Annotated in this window: 32 protein-coding genes and 1 pseudogene; 30 read left to right on the forward strand and 3 right to left on the reverse strand. The window is 59.9% G+C overall.

The annotated features are described in order from the left end of the window. From tuf to rplQ, 28 genes and pseudogenes are all read left to right on the forward strand, one after another. Nucleotides 1-360, forward strand: a pseudogene (tuf, locus tag FHX14_RS31360) (elongation factor Tu); the annotation flags it as partial. A 154-nt stretch (nucleotides 361-514) separates the two neighbouring features. Next, the gene (gene rpsJ / locus FHX14_RS31365; protein ID WP_003547547.1) at nucleotides 515-823 is read left to right on the forward strand and encodes a 30S ribosomal protein S10; all 309 of its coding nucleotides are present in this window, start codon (nucleotides 515-517) and stop codon (nucleotides 821-823) included. 39 nt (nucleotides 824-862) lie between these two features. Next, nucleotides 863-1,504 (forward strand): 50S ribosomal protein L3, encoded by a 642-nt coding sequence (gene rplC, locus FHX14_RS31370; protein ID WP_003587198.1) that lies wholly within the window; start codon nucleotides 863-865, stop codon nucleotides 1,502-1,504. Nucleotides 1,505-1,517: 13 nt separating this feature from the next. Further along, nucleotides 1,518-2,138, forward strand: a complete 621-nt coding sequence (rplD, locus tag FHX14_RS31375; RefSeq protein ID WP_003587197.1) for a 50S ribosomal protein L4 — start codon at nucleotides 1,518-1,520, stop codon at nucleotides 2,136-2,138. After that, on the forward strand, nucleotides 2,135-2,428 hold the full coding sequence (locus FHX14_RS31380; protein ID WP_003547550.1) for a 50S ribosomal protein L23: 294 nt from the start codon (nucleotides 2,135-2,137) through the stop codon (nucleotides 2,426-2,428). The genes rplD and FHX14_RS31380 overlap by 4 nt, the downstream gene beginning before the upstream one ends. Before the next feature lie 11 nt (nucleotides 2,429-2,439). Next, on the forward strand, nucleotides 2,440-3,276 hold the full coding sequence (gene rplB / locus FHX14_RS31385; protein ID WP_003547551.1) for a 50S ribosomal protein L2: 837 nt from the start codon (nucleotides 2,440-2,442) through the stop codon (nucleotides 3,274-3,276). Nucleotides 3,277-3,291: 15 nt separating this feature from the next. Then, nucleotides 3,292-3,570 carry a 30S ribosomal protein S19 gene (gene rpsS, locus FHX14_RS31390; RefSeq protein ID WP_003573797.1) on the forward strand — a complete coding sequence of 93 codons (279 nt, stop codon included), beginning with the start codon at nucleotides 3,292-3,294 and terminating at the stop codon, nucleotides 3,568-3,570. Nucleotides 3,571-3,572: 2 nt separating this feature from the next. Further along, entirely contained in the window at nucleotides 3,573-3,962 is a 390-nt protein-coding gene (rplV, locus tag FHX14_RS31395) for a 50S ribosomal protein L22 (RefSeq protein ID WP_003573794.1), read from the forward strand. Next, entirely contained in the window at nucleotides 3,962-4,693 is a 732-nt protein-coding gene (rpsC, locus tag FHX14_RS31400; RefSeq protein WP_003587196.1) for a 30S ribosomal protein S3, read from the forward strand. The genes rplV and rpsC overlap by 1 nt, the downstream gene beginning before the upstream one ends. Nucleotides 4,694-4,729: 36 nt before the next feature. Further along, nucleotides 4,730-5,143, forward strand: a complete 414-nt coding sequence (gene rplP / locus FHX14_RS31405; protein WP_003547555.1) for a 50S ribosomal protein L16 — start codon at nucleotides 4,730-4,732, stop codon at nucleotides 5,141-5,143. 12 nt (nucleotides 5,144-5,155) lie between these two features. After that, a complete protein-coding gene (gene rpmC / locus FHX14_RS31410) occupies nucleotides 5,156-5,356 on the forward strand; it encodes a 50S ribosomal protein L29 (protein ID WP_003547556.1) in 201 nt (66 codons plus the stop codon). 12 nt (nucleotides 5,357-5,368) lie between these two features. Beyond that, on the forward strand, nucleotides 5,369-5,608 hold the full coding sequence (rpsQ, locus tag FHX14_RS31415; RefSeq protein ID WP_003573791.1) for a 30S ribosomal protein S17: 240 nt from the start codon (nucleotides 5,369-5,371) through the stop codon (nucleotides 5,606-5,608). 257 nt (nucleotides 5,609-5,865) lie between these two features. Then, nucleotides 5,866-6,234, forward strand: a complete 369-nt coding sequence (gene rplN, locus FHX14_RS31420) for a 50S ribosomal protein L14 (RefSeq protein WP_003573790.1) — start codon at nucleotides 5,866-5,868, stop codon at nucleotides 6,232-6,234. Between the two features lie 11 nt (nucleotides 6,235-6,245). Continuing rightward, complete coding sequence (gene rplX, locus FHX14_RS31425; RefSeq protein WP_003587195.1) at nucleotides 6,246-6,554, forward strand: 50S ribosomal protein L24; 309 nt, start codon at nucleotides 6,246-6,248, stop codon at nucleotides 6,552-6,554. Beyond that, the gene (gene rplE, locus FHX14_RS31430; RefSeq protein WP_003573788.1) at nucleotides 6,547-7,104 is read left to right on the forward strand and encodes a 50S ribosomal protein L5; all 558 of its coding nucleotides are present in this window, start codon (nucleotides 6,547-6,549) and stop codon (nucleotides 7,102-7,104) included. Before rplX ends, rplE begins: the two co-directional genes overlap by 8 nt. 32 nt (nucleotides 7,105-7,136) lie before the next feature. Next, nucleotides 7,137-7,442 (forward strand): 30S ribosomal protein S14, encoded by a 306-nt coding sequence (rpsN, locus tag FHX14_RS31435; RefSeq protein WP_003573787.1) that lies wholly within the window; start codon nucleotides 7,137-7,139, stop codon nucleotides 7,440-7,442. Nucleotides 7,443-7,454: 12 nt separating this feature from the next. Further along, nucleotides 7,455-7,853 (forward strand): 30S ribosomal protein S8, encoded by a 399-nt coding sequence (gene rpsH / locus FHX14_RS31440; RefSeq protein WP_003547562.1) that lies wholly within the window; start codon nucleotides 7,455-7,457, stop codon nucleotides 7,851-7,853. A gap of 42 nt (nucleotides 7,854-7,895) precedes the next feature. Next, nucleotides 7,896-8,429, forward strand: coding sequence for a 50S ribosomal protein L6 (gene rplF, locus FHX14_RS31445; protein WP_003578670.1), 534 nt, complete (start codon nucleotides 7,896-7,898; stop codon nucleotides 8,427-8,429). A 12-nt stretch (nucleotides 8,430-8,441) separates the two neighbouring features. Then, nucleotides 8,442-8,804, forward strand: a complete 363-nt coding sequence (gene rplR, locus FHX14_RS31450) for a 50S ribosomal protein L18 (RefSeq protein ID WP_184381005.1) — start codon at nucleotides 8,442-8,444, stop codon at nucleotides 8,802-8,804. 130 nt (nucleotides 8,805-8,934) lie between these two features. Next, nucleotides 8,935-9,504 (forward strand): 30S ribosomal protein S5, encoded by a 570-nt coding sequence (gene rpsE / locus FHX14_RS31455; protein WP_003573784.1) that lies wholly within the window; start codon nucleotides 8,935-8,937, stop codon nucleotides 9,502-9,504. Between the two features lie 14 nt (nucleotides 9,505-9,518). Beyond that, nucleotides 9,519-9,728: a 50S ribosomal protein L30 gene (gene rpmD, locus FHX14_RS31460; protein ID WP_003547566.1), complete on the forward strand. Its 210-nt coding sequence runs from the start codon at nucleotides 9,519-9,521 to the stop codon at nucleotides 9,726-9,728. A gap of 16 nt (nucleotides 9,729-9,744) precedes the next feature. Continuing rightward, nucleotides 9,745-10,221, forward strand: a complete 477-nt coding sequence (gene rplO, locus FHX14_RS31465) for a 50S ribosomal protein L15 (RefSeq protein WP_012557366.1) — start codon at nucleotides 9,745-9,747, stop codon at nucleotides 10,219-10,221. A 233-nt stretch (nucleotides 10,222-10,454) separates the two neighbouring features. Next, on the forward strand, nucleotides 10,455-11,795 hold the full coding sequence (gene secY, locus FHX14_RS31470) for a preprotein translocase subunit SecY (RefSeq protein WP_054185902.1): 1,341 nt from the start codon (nucleotides 10,455-10,457) through the stop codon (nucleotides 11,793-11,795). Further along, nucleotides 11,792-12,442, forward strand: a complete 651-nt coding sequence (locus FHX14_RS31475; RefSeq protein WP_003587191.1) for an adenylate kinase — start codon at nucleotides 11,792-11,794, stop codon at nucleotides 12,440-12,442. Before secY ends, FHX14_RS31475 begins: the two co-directional genes overlap by 4 nt. A 221-nt stretch (nucleotides 12,443-12,663) precedes the next feature. Continuing rightward, nucleotides 12,664-13,032 carry a 30S ribosomal protein S13 gene (gene rpsM, locus FHX14_RS31480; protein WP_003573772.1) on the forward strand — a complete coding sequence of 123 codons (369 nt, stop codon included), beginning with the start codon at nucleotides 12,664-12,666 and terminating at the stop codon, nucleotides 13,030-13,032. A gap of 133 nt (nucleotides 13,033-13,165) precedes the next feature. Further along, nucleotides 13,166-13,555, forward strand: coding sequence for a 30S ribosomal protein S11 (gene rpsK / locus FHX14_RS31485; RefSeq protein ID WP_003547577.1), 390 nt, complete (start codon nucleotides 13,166-13,168; stop codon nucleotides 13,553-13,555). 97 nt (nucleotides 13,556-13,652) lie between these two features. Further along, nucleotides 13,653-14,663, forward strand: coding sequence for a DNA-directed RNA polymerase subunit alpha (locus FHX14_RS31490; RefSeq protein WP_003547579.1), 1,011 nt, complete (start codon nucleotides 13,653-13,655; stop codon nucleotides 14,661-14,663). Nucleotides 14,664-14,840: 177 nt separating this feature from the next. Further along, nucleotides 14,841-15,263 (forward strand): 50S ribosomal protein L17, encoded by a 423-nt coding sequence (rplQ, locus tag FHX14_RS31495; protein WP_003573769.1) that lies wholly within the window; start codon nucleotides 14,841-14,843, stop codon nucleotides 15,261-15,263. A gap of 133 nt (nucleotides 15,264-15,396) precedes the next feature. On the opposite strand, the gene FHX14_RS31500 is transcribed toward rplQ, so the two are convergent. Next, complete coding sequence (locus FHX14_RS31500; protein ID WP_003587190.1) at nucleotides 15,397-16,266, reverse strand: DUF817 domain-containing protein; 870 nt, start codon at nucleotides 16,264-16,266, stop codon at nucleotides 15,397-15,399. Nucleotides 16,267-16,407: 141 nt separating this feature from the next. On the opposite strand from FHX14_RS31500, the gene FHX14_RS31505 reads away from it, so the two are divergent. Continuing rightward, entirely contained in the window at nucleotides 16,408-16,830 is a 423-nt protein-coding gene (locus FHX14_RS31505) for a DUF2809 domain-containing protein (RefSeq protein WP_003587189.1), read from the forward strand. 10 nt (nucleotides 16,831-16,840) lie between these two features. Here the strand turns inward: FHX14_RS31505 and msrQ are convergent, their stop codons facing one another. Both msrQ and msrP read right to left on the reverse strand, forming a co-directional pair. After that, nucleotides 16,841-17,497 (reverse strand): protein-methionine-sulfoxide reductase heme-binding subunit MsrQ, encoded by a 657-nt coding sequence (gene msrQ, locus FHX14_RS31510; RefSeq protein WP_003587187.1) that lies wholly within the window; start codon nucleotides 17,495-17,497, stop codon nucleotides 16,841-16,843. After that, nucleotides 17,497-18,444 (reverse strand): protein-methionine-sulfoxide reductase catalytic subunit MsrP, encoded by a 948-nt coding sequence (gene msrP / locus FHX14_RS31515; RefSeq protein ID WP_003587186.1) that lies wholly within the window; start codon nucleotides 18,442-18,444, stop codon nucleotides 17,497-17,499. Before msrP ends, msrQ begins: the two co-directional genes overlap by 1 nt. 440 nt (nucleotides 18,445-18,884) lie before the next feature. Between msrP and ilvD the strand changes: the two genes are divergently transcribed. Further along, the gene (ilvD, locus tag FHX14_RS31520; protein WP_003587185.1) at nucleotides 18,885-20,723 is read left to right on the forward strand and encodes a dihydroxy-acid dehydratase; all 1,839 of its coding nucleotides are present in this window, start codon (nucleotides 18,885-18,887) and stop codon (nucleotides 20,721-20,723) included. Nucleotides 20,724-20,745 lie beyond the last annotated feature (22 nt).

The raw sequence follows: 20,745 nt of genomic DNA on the forward strand, positions 1-20,745 counted from the left end.
GGCGCACTGGTTCGCGGTGTGAACCGTGACGGCGTCGAGCGTGGCCAGATCCTGTGCAAGCCGGGCTCTGTCAAGCCGCACAAGAAGTTCATGGCGGAAGCCTACATCCTGACGAAGGAAGAGGGTGGCCGTCATACGCCGTTCTTCACCAACTACCGTCCGCAGTTCTACTTCCGCACGACCGACGTTACCGGCATCGTGACGCTGCCTGAGGGCACCGAGATGGTCATGCCGGGCGACAACGTCACGGTTGCCGTCGAGCTGATCGTTCCGATCGCGATGGAAGAAAAGCTGCGCTTCGCAATCCGCGAAGGCGGCCGCACCGTCGGCGCCGGTATCGTTGCTTCGATCGTCGAGTAATTAGCGGCTGGGCCACCAGGCCCAAGGAAAGGATAGGGACGCCGATCTCGGTGTCCCTCTCGATCTTTGAAACCGGTGGCCCGCTAACGTAACTGAAGGTAAGTCGTGTCCCTGAATGGTGACACGCGGATAACAGACACAAGGATAAAGTCGAATGAACGGCCAGAATATCCGCATCCGCCTGAAGGCGTTCGATCACCGGATTCTCGATGCCTCCACGCGCGAGATCGTATCGACGGCTAAGCGCACCGGTGCAAGCGTCCGGGGCCCCGTTCCGCTTCCGACCCGCATCGAGAAGTTTACGGTCAACCGGTCCCCGCACATCGACAAGAAGAGCCGTGAACAGTTCGAGATGCGCACGCATAAGCGCCTTCTCGATATCGTTGACCCGACCCCGCAGACGGTAGACGCGCTGATGAAGCTCGATCTCGCCGCCGGTGTCGATGTTGAGATCAAGCTCTGAGACCTCGGGTCTTCGGGCTGAGTGAGAAGGATTGAACCGATGCGTTCAGGTGTGATTGCACAGAAGGTGGGAATGACCCGCGTCTATAACGACGCCGGTGAGCATGTCCCGGTAACGGTACTGCGTATGGACGGCTGCCAGGTCGTCGCCACGCGCACTGTCGAAAAGAATGGCTATACCGCAGTTCAGCTCGGTGCCGGCCAGGCGAAGGTGAAGAACACCTCCAAGGCGATGCGCGGCAACTTTGCCGTTGCCAACGTCGAGCCGAAGGCCAAGGTTGCTGAATTCCGCGTGTCGGAAGACCAGCTGCTTGAGATCGGCACGGAGATCAAGGCAGGTCACTTCGCAGCCGGTCAGCTCGTCGACGTGACGGGCACGACGATCGGTAAGGGTTTTGCCGGCGCCATGAAGCGCCACGGTTTCGGCGGTCTTCGCGCCACGCACGGTGTGTCGGTTTCGCACCGCTCGCACGGTTCGACCGGCTCGCGCCAGGATCCGGGCAAGGTTTTCAAGAACAAGAAGATGGCTGGTCACATGGGCCAGACGCGCGTCACGACGCAGAACCTGGAAGTGGTTTCGACCGACGAAGATCGTGGTCTGATCCTGATCAAGGGTGCTGTTCCCGGTTCCAAGGGTGCCTGGATCATCGTGCGCGACGCCGTCAAGTCGGCCGCGAAGTAAGGGAGCCAGATCAATGGAATTCAACGTCAAAACCCTCGAGGGAAAAGACGCCGGGAAGGTTTCCCTTTCGGACGCGATTTTCGGCCTCGAACCCCGCGAAGACATTCTCGCCCGCGTCATCCGCTGGCAGCTTGCCAAGAAGCAGCAGGGCACCCACAAGGCAAAGGGCCGCGCTGAAGTTTCGCGCACCGGCGCCAAGATGTACAAGCAGAAGGGTACGGGCCGCGCTCGCCACCATTCGGCTCGCGCTCCGCAGTTCCGCGGCGGCGGCAAGGCTCACGGCCCGGTCGTCCGCAGCCACGAGCATGACCTTCCGAAGAAGGTTCGTGCACTCGGCCTGCGCCTCGCTCTTTCGGCCAAGATCAAGGCCGATGACGTCATCGTCATCGACAACCTGGTTGCCGCTGAAGCCAAGACCAAGGCTCTGGCGTCCGTATTCGAGACGCTCGGCCTGACCAACGCCCTCTTCATCGGCGGCGCAGAACTTGACGGCAACTTCAAGCTCGCAGCTCAGAACATCCCGAACATCGATGTTCTGCCGATCCAGGGCATCAACGTTTATGACATCGTGCGCCGCGGCAAGCTCGTGCTTTCCAAGGCTGCGGTTGAAGCGCTAGAGGAGCGATTCAAGTGACCGATCTTCGCCACTACGATGTGATCGTCTCTCCGGCGATCACCGAAAAGTCCACGCTGGTATCCGAAAACAACCAGGTTGTTTTCAATGTCGCCAAGCAGGCGACGAAGCCGGAAATCAAGGCTGCTGTCGAGGCGCTGTTCGGCGTCAAGGTTACGGCCGTCAACACTCTGCTGCGCAAGGGCAAGACCAAGCGGTTCCGCGGTTTCGTCGGCAAGCAGAAGGACGTGAAGAAGGCTGTTGTGACCCTGGCTGAAGGCCAGACGATCGACGTCTCCACCGGTCTCTGAGGTATAAGAAAATGGCATTGAAAACATTCAATCCGATCACCCCGAGCCAGCGCCAGCTGGTCATCGTCGACCGTTCGGCCCTCTACAAGGGCAAGCCGGTCAAGGCGCTGACGGAAGGCCTGACCAAGAGCGGCGGTCGTAACAACCTCGGTCGCATCACTGCCCGCTTCATCGGCGGCGGTCACAAGCGTACCTATCGCCTGATCGACTTCAAGCGTCGCAAGTTCGACGTCGAAGGCACGGTCGAGCGTATCGAATACGATCCGAACCGCACGGCTTTCATCGCGCTGGTCAACTATGCTGACGGCGAAAAGGCTTATATCCTCGCTCCTCAGCGTCTCGCTGCCGGTGACAAGGTCATCGCTTCCGAGAAGGCTGTCGACGTCAAGCCCGGCAACACCATGCCGCTGCAGTTCATCCCGGTCGGCTCCATCATCCACAACGTGGAAATGAAGCCGGGCAAGGGCGGTCAGATCGCTCGTTCCGCCGGTGGCTACGCACAGCTCGTCGGCCGTGACCAGGGCATGGCGATCCTTCGCCTGAACTCGGGTGAACAGCGTCTCGTGCATGGCTCCTGCCTTGCTTCGATCGGCGCCGTCTCCAACCCTGACCACGCCAATATCAACGACGGCAAGGCCGGTCGTACCGTTTGGCGCGGCAAGCGTCCGCATAACCGCGGTGTCGTCATGAACCCGGTCGACCATCCGCACGGCGGTGGTGAAGGCCGCACTTCCGGTGGTCGCCATCCGGTGACACCATGGGGCAAGCCGACCAAGGGCAAGCGCACCCGGTCGAACAAGTCGACCGACAAGATGATCATGCGCTCGCGTCATCAGCGTAAGAAGTAAGAGAGGAAGTCTCCAATGGCTCGTTCAGTATGGAAAGGTCCGTTCGTTGACGGCTATCTTCTCAAGAAGGCTGAGAAGGTTCGTGAAGGCGGACGTGCAGAAGTGATCAAGATCTGGAGCCGTCGCTCCACGATCCTGCCGCAGTTCGTCGGTCTTACCTTCGGCGTCTACAACGGCAGCAAGCATATCCCGGTCAGCGTCAATGAAGACATGGTCGGCCACAAATTCGGTGAATTCTCTCCGACCCGCACCTACTACGGTCACGGCGCGGACAAGAAGGCGAAGAGGAAGTAACAATGGGCAAGGCAAAAGCCGAACGCCGGCTGAAGGACAACGAGGCGCAAGCAGTCGCCCGCACGCTCCGCGTCAGCCCCCAGAAGCTCAATCTGGTTGCTGCGGCTATCCGTGGCAAGAAGGTCGAGCGCGCACTCGCTGAGCTGGAGTTCTCCCGCAAGCGTATCGCAGGTGCCGTCAAGAAGACGCTCGAATCTGCGATCGCCAACGCTGAGAACAACCACGATCTCGACGTCGACGCTCTTGTCGTCGCCGAGGCCTATGTCGGCAAGTCGATCGTCATGAAGCGTTTCCACGCTCGTGGTCGCGGTCGCGCGTCGCGCATCGAAAAGCCTTTCGCGCACCTGACGATCGTCGTTCGTGAAGTGCAGGCAGTTGAGGAGGCCGCATAATGGGTCAGAAAATCAATCCAATCGGTTTCCGTCTTGGCATCAACCGTACCTGGGATAGCCGCTGGTTCGCGGACAATGCCGAGTACGGCCAGCTGCTGCACGAAGACCTGAAGATGCGCAAGTTCGTCATGAGCGAACTGAAGCAGGCCGGGATCTCCAAGGTGGTCATCGAGCGTCCGCACAAGAAGTGCCGCGTCACGATCCACTCGGCACGTCCGGGCCTGATCATTGGTCGCAAGGGCGCCGACATCGACAAGCTCCGCAAGAAGCTGTCGGATATGACCAACTCGGAAACGCACCTCAACATCGTCGAAGTGCGCAAGCCCGAAGTCGACGCAACGCTGGTCGCTCAGTCGATCGCCCAGCAGCTCGAGCGCCGCGTGGCTTTCCGCCGCGCCATGAAGCGCGCGGTTCAGTCCGCGATGCGTCTTGGCGCCGAAGGCATCAAGATCACCTGCGCCGGCCGTCTCGGCGGCGCTGAAATCGCCCGTACGGAATGGTACCGCGAAGGTCGTGTGCCGCTGCACACGCTGCGCGCCGACATCGACTACGGCACGGCTGAAGCAGAAACCGCGTTCGGCATCTGCGGCATCAAGGTCTGGATCTTCAAGGGCGAAATCCTTGAGCATGATCCGATGGCTTCCGAGCGCCGTGCGATGGAAGGTGACGCCCAGGGTCCGGCAAGCCGTGATCGTGACCGCGACAGAGACCGTCGCCGCGACAACGCTTGATAGCGCGCGTGGCAGAGAAGTTCGGAGAATAAGAAAATGTTGCAGCCAAAGCGTACCAAGTACCGCAAGCAATTCAAGGGCCGCATCAAGGGCGTCGCCAAGGGCGGTTCTGACCTGGCATTCGGCGAATTCGGCCTGAAGGCTCAGGAACCCAACCGCGTCAACGCGCGCGAGATCGAGGCGGCCCGCCGCGCGATCACGCGTTATATGAAGCGCGCCGGCCGTGTATGGATCCGCGTGTTCCCGGACGTTCCGGTAACCAAAAAGCCGACCGAAGTCCGCATGGGTAAGGGTAAGGGCTCCGTTGAATACTGGGCATGCAAGGTCAAGCCCGGCCGTATGATGTTCGAGATCGACGGTGTCAGCGAAGAAATCGCCCGTGAGGCGCTTCGTCTCGGCTCTGCCAAGCTCTCGGTCAAGACGCGCTTCGTTCAGCGCATTGCAGAGTAAGGGATTGAGCTCATGAAAGCCTCAGATGTTCGCGGGTTCACCGCCGACCAACTCAAGGACGAGCTTGCCAAGCTGAAGAAGGAGCAGTTCAACCTGCGCTTCCAGAAGGCGACCGGCCAGCTCGAAAAGTCCTCGCGCATCAACGAAGTCCGCAAGGACATCGCCCGCGTGAAAACCATTGCCCGCCAGAAGGCGGCAGAAGTTAAGGCCTAAAGGAAGAAAAATATGCCGAAGCGCATCCTGCAGGGCGTCGTCGTTGGCGACAAGAACGAGAAGACGGTAGTGGTTCGCGTCGAGCGTCGTTTCGCTCACCCGCTGCTCCAGAAGACCGTTCGTCGTTCCAAGAAGTACAAGGCCCACGACGAGAACAACCAGTACAAGATTGGCGATACCGTATCCATCGAGGAATGCGCGCCGATCTCCAAGGACAAGCGCTGGACGGTGATTTCCGCCCAGGGCCAGTAAACAGAATTTTGTGCGAGGCCTTGCGTCTCGCCGAAATATCTGTATGAAGCAGCGTCAGAACGCTCGAATGCCGGGCGTTCTTTTGCTTTGAGCGCACGGAAGGTCCTTCGGGAAACCACCCTGGCACGATCGATCCCGCGCTATTCAGCATTGCCGCGTCTGTGCTGCCGTTACGGCAGTTCGGCCGGCGAAAATTTTCATAAGCCGGAGTAGGGGGCTAGCCCAACCATTCCGGTAAACCAAGAAGGCGACCTGATATGATTCAGATGCAAACAAACCTCGACGTCGCGGATAATTCCGGCGCACGTCGTGTCATGTGCATCAAGGTGCTGGGCGGCTCGAAGCGCAAGTATGCCTCGATCGGCGACGTCATCGTCGTTTCGATCAAGGAAGCGATCCCGCGCGGCCGCGTGAAGAAGGGTGACGTGATGAAGGCGGTTGTCGTTCGCACCGCCAAGGACATCCGCCGTCCGGATGGCTCCGTCATCCGTTTCGACACCAACGCAGCAGTCCTCATCGACAACAAGAAAGAGCCGATCGGCACCCGTATCTTCGGACCGGTTCCGCGCGAACTTCGCGCCAAGAACCACATGAAGATCATCTCGCTGGCTCCCGAAGTACTGTAAGGAGCAAAGCGATGCAGAAGATTCGTAAGGGCGACAAGGTCGTCATGCTCGCTGGCAAGGACAAGGGCCGTACCGGCGAAGTTGTCCAGGTCATGCCGAAGGAAGATCGTGCCGTTGTTCGTGGCGTCAACGTCGTCAAGCGCCACCAGCGCCAGACGCAGACCCAGGAAGCCGGCATTATCAACAAGGAAGCCTCCGTTCACCTGTCGAACGTTGCAATCGTCGACAAGGACGGCAAGCCGACCCGCGTCGGTTTCAAGGTTGTTGACGGCAAAAAGGTCCGTGTGGCCAAGCGTTCTGGAGAAGTGATCGATGGCTGAGGCAAAATACGAGCCGCGGCTCAAGAAGGAATATGTCGAGCGCATCCGCAAGGCGATGCAGGAGCAGTTCTCCTACGCCAACGAGATGATGATCCCGAAGCTCGACAAGATCGTGATCAACATGGGTGTCGGCGAAGCAACCGCTGACTCGAAGAAGCCGACGGTAGCTGCCGCCGACCTCGCAGCGATCGCCGGCCAGAAGCCGGTCATCACCCGCGCCCGCAACTCCATCGCAGGCTTCAAGGTCCGCGAACAGATGCCGATCGGCGCGAAGGTCACCCTGCGCGGCGCCCGCATGTACGAGTTCCTGGATCGCCTGGTCAACATCGCGCTTCCGCGCGTTCGCGACTTCCGCGGCCTGAACCCGAAAAGCTTTGACGGCCGTGGCAACTTCGCCATGGGCATCAAGGAGCACATTGTGTTCCCTGAGATCAACTACGACAAGGTTGATCAGATGTGGGGCATGGACATCATCGTTTGCACGACGGCGACGACCGACGACGAAGCACGGGCTCTTCTGAAAGAGTTCAGCTTCCCGTTCCGTCAATAACCGTAACGACGAGCGTAGAAAAGGAACCTGACATGGCGAAGACAAGCGCAGTTGAAAAGAACAAGCGCCGCCGTACTACGGTCGCCAACCAGGCCGCTAAGCGGGCTGCGTTGAAGGCGATCATCATGAACCAGGCTCTTCCGATCGAAGAGCGGTTCAAGGCCTCGATCAAGCTGGCATCCCTGCCGCGTGATGGATCGAAGACCCGTATTCGCAACCGTTGCGAAGTTTCGGGGCGTCCGCGCGCATATTACCGCAAACTGCGCATGTCGCGTATTGCGCTGCGTGAACTGGGCAATCTCGGCAAGGTGCCGGGCATCGTCAAGTCGAGCTGGTAAGGAGCAGGTTACATGACAATGACTGATCCGTTGGGCGATATGCTCACCCGTATCCGTAACGGCGCTTCCCGCCGCAAGTCGTCGGTTTCGACGCCTGCGTCCAAGCTCCGTGCACGTGTTCTCGATGTCCTGCAGTCCGAAGGCTACATCCGTGGCTATTCCGTTGTCGATTTCGGCAATGGCAAGTCGGAACTCAGCATCGAGCTGAAATATTATGAAGGCGCATCGGTGATCCGTGAGATCGGCCGTGTGTCCAAGCCGGGCCGCCGGGTTTATGTCTCGGTCAAGTCCATTCCGCAGGTCGCGAACGGCCTCGGCATCACCATCCTTTCGACTCCGAAGGGTGTGATGGCCGATCACCAGGCTCGCGAACAGAACGTTGGCGGCGAGGTTCTTTGCTCGGTCTTCTAAGATCGGGCAGGGATCTCCATAGCGAACAGACAGGATTGAAACATGTCTCGTATCGGTAAAAAGCCCGTTCAGGTGCCTGCTGGGATCACGGCTACGGTCGATGGCCAGAAGGTCACTGCAAAGGGCCCGAAGGGCGAGCTGTTTTTCGTTGCTAACGACGAAATCAGCCTCAAGCTCGAAAACAACGCGGTCGTCGTGACGCCCGTGAACCAGACCAAGGATGCACGTTCGAAGTGGGGCATGTCCCGCACGATGATCGAAGGCATCTTCAAGGGCGTCAAGGACGGCTTCGAGCGCAAGCTCGAAATCAACGGCGTCGGTTACCGCGCCTCGCTGCAGGGCAAGAACCTGCAGCTGGCCCTCGGCTTCAGCCACGACGTGATCTATGAGCCGCCGGTCGGCATCACGATCGCCGTTCCGAAGCCGACTGAAATTGTTGTCTCCGGCATCAATAAGCAGCAGGTCGGTCAGGTCGCCGCCGAAATCCGCGAATATCGCGGTCCTGAGCCCTACAAGGGCAAGGGCGTCAAGTACGCTGACGAGCGGATCGTCCGCAAAGAAGGCAAGAAGAAGTAAGGATCACGCGAAATGGCTAGCAGGAAAGAAGCACTTGCACGTCGTGCCAACCGCGTGCGCCGTCATCTCAAGTCGGTGGCCAACGGCCGTCCGCGCCTGTCGGTTCATCGCTCCTCGAAGAACATCTACGCTCAGATTATCGACGATGTTGCCGGCAAGACACTTGCCGCTGCATCGACCCTCGATAAGGATCTGCGCGGTTCTCTGAAGACCGGTGCTGACACAGCAGCAGCTGCCCTCGTCGGCAAGCTCGTTGCAGAGCGCGCTTCGAAGGCGGGCGTCACCGACGTCGTATTCGACCGTGGCGCCTTCATCTATCATGGCCGCATCAAGGCTCTCGCCGATGCAGCCCGCGAAGGCGGTCTCACCTTCTGATCAGTTTCCGGCCGGACGCTTTGGCGCCGGCCGGATTTTCGCCGGACCGCAGGCACTCTCCGGAAGGGGAGGCTGATGCGGTCCACATGTATTTGCCGATTGCACCCGGAAAAGAAAAAGGAAGAGGACAATGGCACAGGAAAGAAGGCCGCAGCGGGAAGACCGCCAGAGCCGTGAAGAGCGCGATAGCGAATTCGTCGACAAGCTGGTCGCGATCAACCGCGTCGCCAAGGTTGTCAAGGGCGGCCGTCGTTTCGGTTTCGCAGCACTTGTCGTCGTCGGCGACCAGAAGGGCCGCGTTGGCTTCGGCCATGGCAAGGCACGCGAAGTGCCGGAAGCCATCCGCAAGGCAACCGAAGCCGCCAAGCGCGAACTGATCTTCGTACCGCTGCGTGACGGCCGTACGCTGCATCACGACGTTCACGGCCGCCATGGCGCCGGCAAGGTTCTGCTGCGCTCGGCCAAGGTCGGTACCGGCATCATCGCCGGCGGTCCGATGCGCGCCGTATTCGAAACGCTCGGCATGCACGACGTCGTCGCCAAGTCGACTGGTTCGTCGAACCCCTACAACATGGTTCGCGCCACCTTCGACGCTCTGAAGCACCAGGTTCACCCGAAGGACATCGCAGCTCAGCGCGGCATCAAGTATGCAACGCTGCAGGCTCGTCGTAGCGCCTCCGGCAACGCCTCTGAAGAATAAGAGGAGTTTGACTGATGGCCAAGGCTACCAAGAAGGCTGAAGCGAAGACTGTCACGATCGAACAGATCGGCAGCCCGATTCGCCGTCCGGATGTTCAGCAGCGCACGCTGATCGGTCTCGGACTGAACAAGATGCACCGTCGCCGCACGCTGGAGGATACTCCTTCGGTTCGTGGCATGATCCGTGCTGTCCAGCATCTCGTTCGCGTCGTCGACGAGAAGTGAGACGGAGGAAACGCTCATGAAACTCAATGAAATTAAAGACAACGAAGGCTCGACCCACAGCCGCAAGCGCCTCGGCCGCGGTATCGGCTCGGGTTCCGGCAAGACCGGTGGTCGCGGTGTGAAGGGTCAGAAGTCCCGTTCGGGCGTCGCCATCAACGGCTTCGAAGGCGGCCAGATGCCGATCTATCGTCGCCTGCCGAAGCGCGGCTTCAACAACATTTTCGCTTCCGATTTTGTTGTTGTGTCGCTGGCTCGCATCCAAGCGGCGATCGACGCCGGCAAGCTCGATGCCAAGGCGACCGTTGACGCAGCTGCCCTCAAGGCAGCCGGCGTCATCCGCCGCACCAAGGACGGCGTTCGCGTTCTCGCCGACGGCGAGCTGAAGGCCAAGATCACCATCGTCGTTGCCGGCGCCTCCAAGCCTGCCGTCGAGAAAATCGAAAAGGCCGGCGGCACCGTGACGCTGCTTTCGGCTCCGGCTGCAGCCGAATAATAATCTGATGATATATCGCCCGGGGTGCTTCACACCGGGCGATTTTGCTCCCATATGTGGGCCTCACAAAATGTTGGCTGGCGCGCCCGCGTCATGCCGGTAAGACTGAAACAAGGGTGAGGCATGGGGTTGCGCTGCAATCCGTACTGAACCCGGTTTTGAATAATTTTCATACTGATTCCGGGGCCGGCCTATCCCCCAGAGACGCCGGAATTGGTAGCGCGGAGAAACGCATGGCTTCTGCAGCGGAACAATTGGCATCCAACCTCAATTTTTCGACCTTTGCCAAAGCCGAGGATTTGAAGAAGCGCCTGTGGTTCACACTGGCAGCTCTCCTCGTTTACAGGCTCGGTACCCATATTCCGCTTCCGGGCCTCAATCCCGAAGCCTATGCCCAGGCTTTCCGCGGCCAGGCAGGTGGCATTCTCGGCCTTTTCAACATGTTTTCGGGCGGCGCCGTTCAGCGCATGGCGATCTTCGCGCTCGGCATCATGCCCTACATCTCTGCTTCGATCATCGTGCAGCTCATGACATCGGTCGTGCCGGCGCTCGAAAACCTCAAGAAAGAGGGCGAGCAGGGCCGTAAGATCATCAACCAGTATACCCGCTATGGCACGGTCATCCTCGGTGCGCTCCAGGCATACGGCATTGCCGCCGGTCTCGAGAGCGGCCAGGGCCTCGTCGTCGATCCGGGCTTGTTCTTCCGTGTTTCCACCGTTCTGACGCTGCTCGGCGGCACGATGTTCCTGATGTGGCTCGGCGAGCAGATCACCTCGCGCGGCATCGGCAACGGCATCTCGCTGATCATCTTCGCCGGCATCGCCGCCGGTCTTCCGACAGCCCTTGCCGGCACGCTCGAGCTTGGCCGTACAGGCGCGCTGTCGACCTTCCTCATTCTGCTGGTCATTATCGTCGCGATCGGCGTCATCGGGGTCATCGTCTTCGTCGAGCGGGCGCAACGCCGGCTTTTGATCCAGTATCCGAAGCGCCAGGTCGGCAACCGGATGTTCCAGGGCGATACTTCGCATCTGCCGCTGAAGCTCAACACCTCGGGCGTCATCCCGGCGATCTTCGCCTCGTCGCTGCTGCTGCTGCCGGCAACGCTTGCAGGCTTTGCAAACAGCACGGCAATGCCCTCCTGGGCAACGTCGATCGTAGCGGCCCTCGGCCATGGCCAGCCGCTCTACATGGTGCTCTATGCGGCGCTGATCGCCTTCTTCGCCTTCTTCTATACCGCCATCGTCTTCAATCCGAAGGACACGGCCGACAATCTGAAGAAGCATGGCGGCTTCATTCCCGGCATCCGCCCGGGCGAGCGCACCGCCGAATATATCGACTACGTGCTGACCCGAATCACGGTGATCGGCGCAATCTATCTCGTCTTCGTCTGCATCCTTCCGGAGATCTTGGTGTCGCAAACCGGCATCCCATTATCCCTTGGTGGGACTTCGCTTTTGATCGTGGTTAGCGTAACTCTTGATACGGTTGCACAGATCCAGGGTCACCTGATCGCGCAGCAATACGAAGGCCTGATCAAGAAATCGAAGTTGCGTGGAGGAAAGAGGGGGCGATGAGACTTATCCTTTTAGGGCCGCCGGGCGCGGGTAAGGGAACCCAGGCCCAGCGGATCGTGGAAAAGCACGGCATTCCGCAGCTTTCCACGGGGGACATGCTGCGCGCAGCGGTTAACGCCGGCACGGATGTCGGCAAGCGCGCCAAGGCGGTGATGGATGCCGGCAAACTTGTCTCGGATGAGATTGTTATCGCCATCGTCTCCGAGCGAATCGATCAACCAGATTGCGCCAACGGCTTCATTCTCGACGGTTTCCCGAGGACGCTTGTCCAGGCGGATGCCACCGAAGCGATGCTGCGGGCGAAGGGCCTCGGCCTCTCCGTCGTCATCGAATTCCGTGTCGACGATGACGAACTGGTCCGCCGTGTCGCCGGCCGCTACTCCTGCGCCCAGTGCGGCAGCGTCTATCACGATACCGATAAGGTTCCGGCCGCCGAAGGCGTCTGCGACAAGTGCGGTTCCACGCACTTCAAGCGCCGTCCCGACGACAATCCGGAGACCATGACGGCTCGCCTGCAGGTCTATTACAAGGAAACCTCGCCGCTGATCGGCTATTACCATGCCAAGGGCAAACTCAGGTCCGTGGACGGCATGGCGGAAATCGATCAGGTGACGGCCGAGGTCGAAAACATTCTTTCCAAGCTTTAAGGCTTTGAAAATAAACTTGGCGGAACGGTTGCTTTTCAGCAGTGATTCCGCTAAACACCGCGCCAACTCGCGACATTCCATGCGATCGGCGCGGATTTCCCAGGGAAGTCCGGGTGCGGTCGTTTTGACATGTTACGGACGTAAATCTGAACGAGCGGTTCCAAAGGCCGCATAACGAAGCCCACTTGCCGGATGGCAACTGGAATGCAAGGAGAACAGGCGTGGCACGTATCGCTGGCGTCAACATCCCGACTGCGAAGCGCGTTGTTATCGCGTTGACCTACATTCACGGGATCGGTCCGAAATTCGCACAGGAAATCGTCGAGAAGGTCGGTATCCCGGCTGAACGTCGTGTGCATCAGCTGACGGACGCCGAAGTCCTTCAGATCCGTGAAGCCATCGACCGCGACTATCAGGTCGAAGGCGATCTTCGTCGCGATACCGCGATGAACATCAAGCGCCTGATGGACCTCGGCTGCTACCGCGGCCTGCGTCATCGCCGCGGCCTTCCGGTCCGCGGTCAGCGCACGCACACCAATGCCCGCACCCGCAAGGGCCCGGCAAAGGCAATCGCTGGCAAGAAGAAGTAATTTCCGGGAAACCGGGGTGGGGAGGCTGGCGGTCTGCGCCGGCCTCTTTTGAGTTTGGAGCGGGACCATATAGGCGCCGTTCCGGTGTAGCCGCTGGCATTACGGCGGTGAAGAGATCAACGAAAGGAATACCATGGCTAAGGAAGCCGTCCGCGTTCGCCGTCGTGAACGCAAGAACATCTCGTCGGGTGTCGCTCACGTCAACTCGACCTTCAACAACACGATGATCACCATCACCGATGCCCAGGGCAACGCGATCGCTTGGTCGTCGGCTGGCGCCAAGGGCTTCAAGGGCTCGCGCAAGTCGACCCCGTTCGCTGCCCAGATCGCTGCTGAAGACTGCGCCAAGAAGGCTCAGGAGCACGGCATGAAGTCGCTGGAAGTCGAAGTCTGCGGTCCGGGTTCGGGTCGTGAATCGGCTCTGCGCGCGCTCCAGGCTGCAGGTTTCATGATCACGTCCATCCGCGACGTGACCCCGATCCCGCACAATGGCTGCCGTCCGCGCAAGAAGCGCCGCGTCTGATCATCGCTCTCGTCACTGGTGAGCGCCTTGGCGCTCCCGGTGGTTTTCAAGCTCGGTTGCCACGATTGGATGGTGGCAACGAACGGAAGGCAAACTCATGATTCAGAAGAACTGGCAGGAACTGATCAAGCCGAACAAGGTGGAGTTCTCCTCGAGCTCGCGCACCAGGGCGACGCTTGTTGCCGAACCGCTGGAGCGCGGCTTCGGCCTCACTCTCGGCAATGCGCTTCGCCGCGTTCTGCTCTCCTCGCTGCGCGGCGCTGCCGTCACGGCGGTGCAGATCGATGGCGTGCTGCATGAATTCTCCTCGATTCCGGGCGTCCGCGAAGACGTCACGGACATCGTGCTCAACATCAAGGAAATCGCCATCAAGATGGATGGCGACGACGCAAAGCGCATGGTCGTGCGCAAGCAGGGCCCGGGCGTTGTCACGGCTGGCGACATCCAGACGGTCGGCGATATCGAAATCCTCAACCCCGAGCATGTCATCTGCACGCTCGACGAGGGCGCCGAAATCCGCATGGAGTTCACCGTCAACAACGGCAAGGGCTACGTTCCGGCTGAGCGCAATCGTGCGGAAGATGCTCCGATCGGTCTCATCCCGGTCGACAGCCTCTATTCGCCGGTCAAGAAGGTGTCCTACAAGGTTGAAAATACCCGCGAAGGACAGGTTCTCGACTACGACAAGCTGAACATGACCATCGAAACCGATGGCTCGATCACCGGCGAAGACGCCGTCGCTTTTGCGGCGCGCATTCTCCAGGATCAGCTTGGCGTCTTCGTCAACTTCGACGAGCCGCAGAAGGAAACCGAAGAGGAAGCAGTCACCGAACTGGCTTTCAACCCGGCTCTCCTGAAGAAGGTGGACGAACTCGAACTGTCGGTCCGTTCGGCAAACTGCCTGAAGAACGACAACATCGTCTACATCGGCGACCTCATTCAGAAGACCGAAGCAGAAATGCTCCGCACGCCGAATTTTGGTCGCAAGTCGCTGAACGAAATCAAGGAAGTTCTCGCTTCCATGGGCCTGCACCTCGGCATGGAAGTGCCGGCATGGCCGCCCGAGAACATCGAAGATCTCGCCAAGCGTTACGAAGACCAATATTGAGCGGCGTGAGGAAAAGTGTGAAGCGGTTTTCCGCCCGCACGCCGATCGCAAGAACATAACAAAAGGCAGGCTCTTTCGGCTGCCTTTCCCCGTCAAACAGCAGGCCGATCGCCTGCATGTGCCAGGAAACGGCAGGCCCACTTAGCGTAAGGGCACCTGCATTAAAGGAGAATAGCAATGCGCCATGGTAAAGCCGGCCGCAAGCTGAATAGAACTGCAAGCCACCGCAAGGCGATGTTCGCCAACATGGCGGCTTCGCTGATTACCCACGAGCAGATCGTCACGACCCTGCCGAAGGCCAAGGAAATCCGTCCGATCGTCGAGAAGCTCGTCACGCTCGGCAAGCGCGGCGACCTGCATGCTCGCCGTCAGGCGATCTCGCAGATCCGCGATGCCGCTGTCGTCTCGAAGCTGTTCGACACGATCGCAACGCGTTACGCGACCCGCAACGGCGGCTATCTGCGTATCATGAAGGCCGGCTTCCGCCAGGGCGACAATGCCGCCATGGCCGTTGTCGAATTCGTTGACCGCGACACCTTCGCCAAGGGCGCAGCCGACAAGGCCCGCGTCGCTGCCGAAGAGCAGGCCGTCGCCGCTTAATCTTCCGCTCCGTCGGAAACAAAACAGCCGGGCTCGCAAAGCCCGGCTGTTTTTGTTTGGGCTTCGGGTCGTGGACTGGTCAAAGCATGGCGGACAGCGGAAGGAAGCTAACTCGTCGTCGATATTTCGCCCGTCAATCGGGTACATGTATGTGCTGCTTGATATGTTTGAGGTTCGCGACGATCGTAAAGGTCATGATGACTAGCAGGCACCACGAACTCCATTTTCCGATCTCGACTGCAGACCATGCCCCGACCTGGTTCGGATATCGCCAAATACCGAAGAAGGTGCTGATGTTTTCCGCAAGCCAGATGAAGAATCCGATCAGGGTGAACGCGAGGAGCAGGGGCATCTTTCGATCGCGATCGTAGGGACGAAAAATGATCGTGGTCCGGGCGTAGAGGCCGAGCGTGCAGGCGGCGATATACCAGCGATAATCGCCGAGATAGTGATGCGCAAAAAAATTGGCGTAGATCGCCAGCGCCATGAGCCAGGCCATCCCGTAGGATGGATGGTGCCTCACCCGCAGGTCCAGCAGCCGCCATGCTTGAATGATGTAGCTGCCAACGGCGGCATACATGAAACCGGAAAACAGTGGGACGCCAAATAATTTCGTATAGGCGAAATCCGGATAACTCCATGATTGGATGCCGCCTGAGGTCTTGAAGACCTCCAGCGCAAAGCCGACCAGATGAAAGAGCGAGATCGCTTTCAGCTCATCGAAAGTTTCGAGCTTTGCCCAGATCATCGATACCTGGATCGCAAGCGCGATGATGAGCAACAAGTCGTAGCGGGGAATATGAACGAGGCCTGCCCGCGGGACCAGAAATACCGCCAGGAAAAAAAGACCGGCAAATAGGCAAGCCCGAGCCTCTTTCACGCCGAAGTAAACGAACTCGATGGCAAAGCGCTGAATACCGCTTCGTTGCAGATCGGACGGCCGATCGGTCAAATGCTTGTCCAGTGAAGGAAGTAATCTTTGAAGCGCGGCAGCCTTCGACATGTGCTCTTTGGGATATCCGAACCTGTATAGAACGAATCACAGGCTATCAGCGCCTCACAGCGGCAAACAGTGGCTGGCTTGATAATTTTGTGCCCGCGCGGTAGGCGGTTAAATCGGCTGAGATTGACGGGATATGTTCAATTGCGCGAAAATATTCAAATACGTTCTGGAGAGCAGGTATTTCGTTTCGCAGCCGTGCTTGTGGTTATCGCGCTCGGGCTGCTGCTCAGACGGTTTGGCTACGCGGCCGAGCTGCCTTTCATCATCGTCAACTATGGCGCATCGGCGCTCTGGGGGGCGATGGTCTATCTGCTCGTGACGCTCTTTGTCGCAAGCTCACGGCCGGCCATCCTTGCTGTCATAGCTATGGCGATAGCGATCGCAGTGGAGTTGTTCCGGCTCTATCATACGCCCTGGCTCGATGCGTTTCGGCTGACGACCGCAGGGGCGCTGCTGCTCGGCCGCGTCTTTTCGCTCTGGAACATGCTGGCCTATGCAATCGGGATCACCGCGGCTTGCGCCTTCGATCCCGCCCGTCGGGCGGCGATAAGGCCCCGGCCTTAAGTTTTCCGCCTCACGAAGCCGACGCCATGGCGCGATTGCGAGTCCGCTCCTGGCCCTTTTTCCGGCTGCGGGCGATCGGCCGCCAGGAGCGGTAGAGGATGAGAGCGATGATCAGCCCGACATAGATATATTGCTCGAGATCGAGGATCTTGGTCGAGAGCGCGAAATGCAGCGCTCCGCAGGCGGCGATGATCATGACGAGGCGGTGCAGCCAGATCCAGCTCTTGCCGAGGCGGCGGATCGAGAAATTGTTGGATGTCACCGCCAGCGGTATGAGCATCGCAAGTCCGGCCATGCCGAACATGATGAAGGGACGCTTCAGCACGTCGTTGACGACAGCGTGGATATCCATCGCCTGGTCGAGCACCATGTAAACGGTAAAGTGCATCAGCGCGTAGTAGAAGGTCAGCAAGCCCAGCGCGCGGCGGTAGCGCAGATAGTTCCAGCCGAGGAGTTCGCGGGCAGGGGAGACGGCAAGGGTTGCGATCAGGAAGCGGATCGTCCAGATGCCGAGGAAGAGCTCGAAGGTCTTGACCGGATCGGCGCCGAGCTGATCGGTCGCGCCGAGATAAAAGGTCCAGGCCGCAGGTACGAGCCCGACGACATAAAGCAGCCAGACGGAAGCGGGTTGCCAGCGCTTCGGGATGGCGAGCGACAATTCCGCCATCAGAAATTCGCCTTCAGATCCATGCCTGCATAAAGGCCCGCCACCTCGTCGGCATAGCCGTTGAAGGGCAGGGTGGGGTGGCGGCTGGCGCCGAAGAAGCCGCTTTCGCCGATGCGCCGCTCACTCGCCTGGCTCCAGCGCGGATGGTCGACCGCAGGGTTGACGTTGGCGTAGAAGCCGTATTCCTGCGGATTGGTCACCTGCCAAGTGTTCTTCGGCTGTTGGTCGGTGAGCGTCATCCTGACGATCGATTTGATGCCCTTGAAGCCGTATTTCCACGGCACGACGAGGCGGATCGGCGCGCCGTTCTGGTTCGGCAGCGTTTCGCCATATAGCCCGACGGCAAGCAGCGTCAGCGGATGGCGCGCCTCGTCGAGCCGCAGACCTTCGACATAGGGCCAGTCGAGCGACTGGAAGAAGCCCTTCTGCCCCGGCATTTCCTCCGGCCGCACCACGGTTTCGAAGGCGACATATTTGGCGCTGCCGAGCGGCTCCACCTTGTCGAGCAGCGATGCCAGCGGAAAGCCATCCCAGGGAATGACCATCGACCAGGCCTCGACGCAGCGCATGCGGTAGGTGCGCTCCTCGATCGGGAATTCCTTGATCAGTGCCTCGAGGTCGAAGGTGCCAGGTTTGTTGACCATGCCGTCGACCTTGATCGTCCAGGGCAGCGGCTTGAAATCGCCGGAATTCGCCGCCGGATCGCCCTTGTCGAGGCCGAATTCATAGAAATTGTTGTAGGTCGTGACGTCCTTGATCGGCGTCGGCTTCTCGTCGACTTTGTATTTGCTTTCGACGGCGGAAAGGGCGGCCGCACTCGCTGTGCCGGCGCCGTAGAGCGCCATGGCGCCGAGTGCTGCAGCACCGAGGAATTCACGGCGGCGCAGATAGAGCTGGTGCGGCGTGATCTCCGACGACGCGATCTTCGGTGGGCGATAGCTGGGCATGTCGAAAACCTCCAGGGCGGGTTTCCCGAATATAGTCTCTAAACGAACCGCCCGCATATTGGGATTAAAGCATGTCGCGCAAAAGTGTGTAGCGGTTTTGCGATAACGACATGCGTAAAAACAAAGGCCTAAAGCGCGGGGAGCGAATCTGAAAGATCGCAACGCGCTTTAGTGTCTATGCCTTGAATATCACCGACGGGAAGCCAATTTTTTGTGTTCGGCTGTGATGGAATAGGCTGTAACCGAACACCGCGCCGAACCGAATATCACCAACGGCGCTCAAGGCGCTTCTCCAGGCAGCGTACCGGATTTGGCCTTGCCGGTAGTGACAGCCCCCGCCGATTGGATTAGGACAATTCCAAACAGCAGCGTTGCCCGGCCGCAGGCTCAATGCCGCCCCGTTTCGCCTGATGATCTCCGACACGTCGAGGAAGATACCGATGCCAGCCTACCGTTCCAGAACCACGACCCACGGCCGCAACATGGCAGGCGCGCGCGGCCTTTGGCGCGCCACGGGCATGAAGGATTCGGATTTCGGCAAGCCGATTATCGCGGTGGTGAATTCTTTCACCCAGTTCGTACCCGGCCACGTGCACCTGAAGGATCTCGGCCAGCTCGTTGCCCGCGAAATCGAGGCGGCCGGCGGTGTTGCCAAGGAGTTCAACACGATCGCCGTCGACGACGGTATCGCCATGGGCCATGACGGCATGCTTTATTCGCTGCCCTCGCGCGAACTCATCGCCGACAGCGTCGAATACATGGTCAATGCCCATTGCGCCGACGCCATGGTCTGCATCTCCAACTGCGACAAGATCACCCCCGGCATGTTGATGGCGTCGCTGCGCCTCAACATACCCACAGTCTTCGTCTCGGGCGGCCCGATGGAAGCGGGCAAGGTCGTACTGCACGGCAAGACGCATGCACTCGACCTCGTCGATGCCATGGTCGCCGCGGCCGATGAAAAGATCAGCGACGAGGACGTGCAGACCATCGAGCGTTCGGCCTGTCCGACCTGCGGCTCCTGCTCCGGCATGTTCACCGCCAATTCGATGAACTGCCTGACCGAGGCGCTCGGCCTGTCGCTGCCCGGCAACGGTTCGACGCTTGCAACCCATGCCGACCGCAAGCGCCTCTTTGTCGAGGCCGGCCATCTGATCGTCGATCTCGCCCGCCGTTACTACGAGCAGGACGATATCAAGGCGCTGCCGCGCACCATCGCCTCCAAGCAGGCCTTCGAGAATGCCATGGCGCTCGATATCGCCATGGGCGGCTCGACCAATACCGTCCTGCACATCCTTGCCGCCGCCCATGAAGGCGAAATCGATTTCACCATGGCCGATATCGACGCGCTCTCGCGCCGGGTGCCCTGCCTGTCGAAGGTCGCACCCGCCAAGAGCGATGTTCATATGGAAGACGTGCACCGCGCCGGCGGCATCATGTCGATCCTCGGAGAACTCGATAAGGGCGGTCTCTTGAACCGCAATTGCCCGACAGTGCATGCCGAAACGCTGGGCGATGCGATCGACCGCTGGGATATCACCCGCACCACCAGCGAAACCGTCCGCAACTTCTATCGTGCCGCACCCGGGGGAATCCCGACCCAGGTTGCCTTCAGCCAGGCGGCCCGCTGGGACGAACTCGACACCGACCGCCAGAACGGCGTCATCCGCTCGGTCGAACATCCCTTCTCTAGGGATGGTGGTCTTGCCGTGCTTAAGGGCAATCTCGCGGTCGACGGATGCATCGTCAAGACGGCCGGCGTCGATGAATCGATCCTGAAATTTTCCGGCCCGGCCCGTGTCTTCGAAAGCCAGGATGCCTCCGTCAAGGCGATTCTCGCCAATGAGGTGAAGGCCGGCGACGTCGTCGTCATCCGTTACGAAGGTCCGAAGGGCGGCCCAGGCATGCAGGAAATGCTCTATCCGACGAGCTATCTGAAATCGAAGGGCCTCGGCAAGGCCTGCGCGCTGATCACCGACGGCCGCTTCTCCGGCGGCACCTCCGGCCTCTCGATCGGCCACGCCTCGCCGGAAGCGGCAAATGGCGGTACGATCGGCCTGGTGCGCGAAGGCGACATGATCGATATCGACATCCCGAACCGCACGATCAGCCTGCGCGTGGATGAGGCCGAACTTGCCGCCCGCCGCGCCGATCAGGACGCCAAGGGCTGGCATCCCGCAGAAGTGCGCAAGCGCAATGTCACCACGGCGCTGAAGGCTTATGCTGCCTTCGCGACGAGCGCGGACCGCGGCGCCGTGCGGGATCTGAACGCCCGCTGACGCGCGTCAATCGATAGTCTTT

The sequence above is a fragment of the Rhizobium sp. BK619 genome, from assembly GCF_014195245.1.
In the GTDB taxonomy this organism is placed as follows: domain Bacteria; phylum Pseudomonadota; class Alphaproteobacteria; order Rhizobiales; family Rhizobiaceae; genus Rhizobium; species Rhizobium acidisoli.

Excerpts from the sequence above, each read along its gene's own strand:
- rpsJ (WP_003547547.1), top strand. The coding sequence starts at position 515 with ATGAACGGCCAGAATATCCGCATCCGCCTGAAGGCGTTCGATCACCGG.
- rplC (WP_003587198.1), top strand. The coding sequence starts at position 863 with ATGCGTTCAGGTGTGATTGCACAGAAGGTGGGAATGACCCGCGTCTAT.
- rplD (WP_003587197.1), top strand. The coding sequence starts at position 1,518 with ATGGAATTCAACGTCAAAACCCTCGAGGGAAAAGACGCCGGGAAGGTT.
- rplB (WP_003547551.1), top strand. The coding sequence starts at position 2,440 with ATGGCATTGAAAACATTCAATCCGATCACCCCGAGCCAGCGCCAGCTG.
- rpsS (WP_003573797.1), top strand. The coding sequence starts at position 3,292 with ATGGCTCGTTCAGTATGGAAAGGTCCGTTCGTTGACGGCTATCTTCTC.
- rplV (WP_003573794.1), top strand. The coding sequence starts at position 3,573 with ATGGGCAAGGCAAAAGCCGAACGCCGGCTGAAGGACAACGAGGCGCAA.
- rpsC (WP_003587196.1), top strand. The coding sequence starts at position 3,962 with ATGGGTCAGAAAATCAATCCAATCGGTTTCCGTCTTGGCATCAACCGT.
- rplP (WP_003547555.1), top strand. The coding sequence starts at position 4,730 with ATGTTGCAGCCAAAGCGTACCAAGTACCGCAAGCAATTCAAGGGCCGC.
- rpmC (WP_003547556.1), top strand. The coding sequence starts at position 5,156 with ATGAAAGCCTCAGATGTTCGCGGGTTCACCGCCGACCAACTCAAGGAC.
- rpsQ (WP_003573791.1), top strand. The coding sequence starts at position 5,369 with ATGCCGAAGCGCATCCTGCAGGGCGTCGTCGTTGGCGACAAGAACGAG.
- rplN (WP_003573790.1), top strand. The coding sequence starts at position 5,866 with ATGATTCAGATGCAAACAAACCTCGACGTCGCGGATAATTCCGGCGCA.
- rplX (WP_003587195.1), top strand. The coding sequence starts at position 6,246 with ATGCAGAAGATTCGTAAGGGCGACAAGGTCGTCATGCTCGCTGGCAAG.
- rplE (WP_003573788.1), top strand. The coding sequence starts at position 6,547 with ATGGCTGAGGCAAAATACGAGCCGCGGCTCAAGAAGGAATATGTCGAG.
- rpsN (WP_003573787.1), top strand. The coding sequence starts at position 7,137 with ATGGCGAAGACAAGCGCAGTTGAAAAGAACAAGCGCCGCCGTACTACG.
- rpsH (WP_003547562.1), top strand. The coding sequence starts at position 7,455 with ATGACAATGACTGATCCGTTGGGCGATATGCTCACCCGTATCCGTAAC.
- rplF (WP_003578670.1), top strand. The coding sequence starts at position 7,896 with ATGTCTCGTATCGGTAAAAAGCCCGTTCAGGTGCCTGCTGGGATCACG.
- rplR (WP_184381005.1), top strand. The coding sequence starts at position 8,442 with ATGGCTAGCAGGAAAGAAGCACTTGCACGTCGTGCCAACCGCGTGCGC.
- rpsE (WP_003573784.1), top strand. The coding sequence starts at position 8,935 with ATGGCACAGGAAAGAAGGCCGCAGCGGGAAGACCGCCAGAGCCGTGAA.
- rpmD (WP_003547566.1), top strand. The coding sequence starts at position 9,519 with ATGGCCAAGGCTACCAAGAAGGCTGAAGCGAAGACTGTCACGATCGAA.
- rplO (WP_012557366.1), top strand. The coding sequence starts at position 9,745 with ATGAAACTCAATGAAATTAAAGACAACGAAGGCTCGACCCACAGCCGC.
- secY (WP_054185902.1), top strand. The coding sequence starts at position 10,455 with ATGGCTTCTGCAGCGGAACAATTGGCATCCAACCTCAATTTTTCGACC.
- FHX14_RS31475 (WP_003587191.1), top strand. The coding sequence starts at position 11,792 with ATGAGACTTATCCTTTTAGGGCCGCCGGGCGCGGGTAAGGGAACCCAG.
- rpsK (WP_003547577.1), top strand. The coding sequence starts at position 13,166 with ATGGCTAAGGAAGCCGTCCGCGTTCGCCGTCGTGAACGCAAGAACATC.
- FHX14_RS31490 (WP_003547579.1), top strand. The coding sequence starts at position 13,653 with ATGATTCAGAAGAACTGGCAGGAACTGATCAAGCCGAACAAGGTGGAG.
- rplQ (WP_003573769.1), top strand. The coding sequence starts at position 14,841 with ATGCGCCATGGTAAAGCCGGCCGCAAGCTGAATAGAACTGCAAGCCAC.
- FHX14_RS31500 (WP_003587190.1), bottom strand. The coding sequence starts at position 16,266 with ATGTCGAAGGCTGCCGCGCTTCAAAGATTACTTCCTTCACTGGACAAG.
- msrQ (WP_003587187.1), bottom strand. The coding sequence starts at position 17,497 with ATGGCGGAATTGTCGCTCGCCATCCCGAAGCGCTGGCAACCCGCTTCC.
- msrP (WP_003587186.1), bottom strand. The coding sequence starts at position 18,444 with ATGCCCAGCTATCGCCCACCGAAGATCGCGTCGTCGGAGATCACGCCG.
- ilvD (WP_003587185.1), top strand. The coding sequence starts at position 18,885 with ATGCCAGCCTACCGTTCCAGAACCACGACCCACGGCCGCAACATGGCA.